The sequence below is a fragment of the Candidatus Caldatribacterium sp. genome (genome assembly GCA_014359405.1).
GTDB lineage: Bacteria > Atribacterota > Atribacteria > Atribacterales > Caldatribacteriaceae > Caldatribacterium > Caldatribacterium oleiphilum.
On record JACIZN010000176.1, the window covers coordinates 1 to 2,553 of the forward strand.

At 52.6% G+C, this 2,553-nt stretch carries 4 protein-coding genes; all 4 read right to left on the minus strand.

What is annotated here, in order from left to right:
- Positions 1-803: hypothetical protein (locus H5U36_10035; GenBank protein ID MBC7218444.1), on the minus strand; the 803-nt coding region annotated here is incomplete at its 3' end.
- The gene (locus H5U36_10040) at positions 788-1,315 is read right to left on the minus strand and encodes a hypothetical protein (protein ID MBC7218445.1); all 528 of its coding nucleotides are present in this window, start codon (positions 1,313-1,315) and stop codon (positions 788-790) included. The genes H5U36_10040 and H5U36_10035, both read right to left, overlap by 16 nt.
- A 420-nt stretch (positions 1,316-1,735) precedes the next feature.
- Positions 1,736-2,122 (minus strand): hypothetical protein, encoded by a 387-nt coding sequence (locus H5U36_10045; GenBank protein MBC7218446.1) that lies wholly within the window; start codon positions 2,120-2,122, stop codon positions 1,736-1,738.
- Positions 2,115-2,553 (minus strand): type III-B CRISPR module RAMP protein Cmr4 (locus tag H5U36_10050; GenBank protein MBC7218447.1); only part of this gene is annotated, 439 nt, incomplete at its 5' end. The genes H5U36_10045 and H5U36_10050, both read right to left, overlap by 8 nt.

Sequence of the window (2,553 nt, forward strand, 5' to 3'; positions counted from 1 at the left end):
AGGCGTAGGGGTGCAGGTGGGGGAGCTGTTGTAGCACCCAGAAGTTGGACGAGAAGGTTTCGTCCCTGTTCTGTTAGAAGATCGGAGCGTTCAATGTGGGAAAAAAGTTCGAAGAGAAGGCCGAGGGCCGTTTCGTGGAGGTAAGACCCCCAGAAAGCGAGGTTAATGTTTCCTCCTTTACCTGCGTGGGCTTGCAGGGGTCTGAAAATTTCTCTGTGAAGGCGTTCCAGTTCCTTTAGATCGGTGTGGAAGAGGAAGATGTGGAGAGCGTCACGCCCCTGAGCGCGCCAGAGCCATCCGAGATATCCGGCCAGCCCGGCCACAGCACATCGTGGGCAGAGTTTCATGCCCCGCCGGGTTCCTGGATAAAAGTTGCCGAACTTCTGAGGGTCCACCAGGAAGGGAAAGATCCACATTTTAGCATCAGTAAGGATGCTGTGTTCTCCACAGATATCGCAGGCCCCCTCCCCACGGAAAGACAGTTTTAACTCAAAAACGGGAGGATGGGCTAGGTATGTCTTTCCTTGGAACTTCACCTTTTCAGCTTTAGGGGTAGCCTTGATGAACAGATTTGTGGGATACACCCAGTTCTTCTTGTCGTAGGTCTTCACCGTCCCGGATTTTATATCGAAGTACTCCCCTTGGTTCCCAGTCGATTGGACCAAATCTTCGAGAAGTTTGTTCAAGATGTCGTCTGCTTCAAATATTCCCTGTCCCAGACGGTGGTAGAGCACCACCAGCCCATTATCCACCCAAAAGTTCCCTGTAGGCTCTTCAAGATTGATTTTTACCTTCTTACCCATGTCGCCATTCCTTCTCCATTGAATGGTCTAGCCTGGTTTTGTTCAGGCCTCAAACTACCTTTGCCGTGGTTGGCTCTATTCCTTAACCTTTCCCAAAGGCCTGAAGGCAATATTTCAAAAATGTTTATTTTATCATCTCTAACCCTCGAGCCGGGAACCCAGGTGAGACCAACAACGTGAGCTTGTTCTTTATCCCACTGTTGTAGTACCTCTAAGGCACCCTTAAAGGTTGGGTCCGTGGCCAATAGATGACCTAAAAGGTAACGGGATTCAATTAGTGGGTTTTTGCTATCCAAATTCACTCGCTTTCCAAAGCAATCTTTTGGCTGTTTCCATTGTATGCGCCGCAGATGGCCGAACCCATATCGCGTGTCAGCGCCTATAAGAAGTTCGGTAATCTCCTGAACCTCTTTGCACAGTGCTTCATCTTGGAAAAAGACATAGCCTACGAAGGCCACTTCACCCCCAGCTTTCCCGTCATCCGTGCACCAGCGGGGTTGAATGTATTCCATTTCCCGGAGGGTTCCCTCCTCGGCTGTGTCGGAAGCTGGCTGAATAGCAGTGGACGGTCTCGTGCTTAGTAACCGCGTTCGGAAGGAGCGATCGTCCAACTCTACTTCCCTATCATCCCGTTTCCATACAAGCCCACGGCCATCCTTATAGAAAGGAAGCCAGGCTTTCCATTCGCTGCCGACCCGTTCGGCAGGGAACAGATAGGTGAAACGGCTTTTTCGTAGGAGCTCTTCGCCTTTTGATTGATAGTCAGGAAAGTTGGCGCACTGCCTTCGAGAAAGTTCGGCAGTGAAGGCACCCCACAAGGCTCGGGCTGGAATATATAGCCGGGTGCGATTCAGCACCCCGGCCGGAGAAATGCCGACATGTAGGGGCGATTCCAAACGCCAGACCCAGCGGTACATTTGCCATGGCATGCCTTAGTCCTCCCCTTTTGCCTTCAGGTGGTAGCGGGCGTAAGAAAGGGCCGTGCGCAACAGGTCGCGGGCAAAGAGCAAATCGTCCAAATCTTCGGCCAAGCGTTTGATAGCACCGAAGATATCGTTTGTCTCGCTCACCCTGTGACCAAAGACTTCTTTCATCTTGAGAAACTCAAGCGCTCGCTGGCTCATCTTGTCTGCCACCTTGCTGTGCCGTGCCCGGAGGTAGAGGAACATCGCATACGGGCCTTGTTCTTCCAAAACAGTCAGCGCTTCGTTGAACACCTTTTCTTCAATTCGCTTGCCCTTATCGTCCCTAATCTCGGCCAAGGACCGCCCCAGGTCAGCGCATTCAATGTCGAGATTGATCATTCTGTTTTCACTCATGGCTTGCCTCCTCGCTACTTTCCTTAGGGATTTCGGACGAACCGGGTTGGTCTGAAGGAGGTCCGGGGCTGATACTTTGGTTATCCGTGGATTTGTTCGAGTACAATACTTTCACCCGCCCCATGCCACGAGTGCTCATGCCGCCGATGCCAAGGTGTTCGAGGTAGGGATGGGCCTGCTTAGCTACCTTATGGACACCGGCCGGATCGCAGACTGCCTTAATCTGCTGTCCACCAATGCTGAAGTGCTTCGGGTTCTTCGCAATGATCTCCCAGACCAGCACCGTCCCGCGGGGCAGGGCTTCGTAGGAGAACAGTGCCCTTTCCTCGGCTGCGCCGGTTTCCGGATTGATGGAAACCGAGGTGCGCACCTCCAGGTTGCTGTTGACGATGTGGGCGAAGAGGTGGTTGCGGACTAGGGCAAGACGATTG

Excerpts from the sequence above, each read along its gene's own strand:
- H5U36_10040 (MBC7218445.1), bottom strand. The coding sequence starts at position 1,315 with ATGGAATACATTCAACCCCGCTGGTGCACGGATGACGGGAAAGCTGGG.
- H5U36_10045 (MBC7218446.1), bottom strand. The coding sequence starts at position 2,122 with ATGAGTGAAAACAGAATGATCAATCTCGACATTGAATGCGCTGACCTG.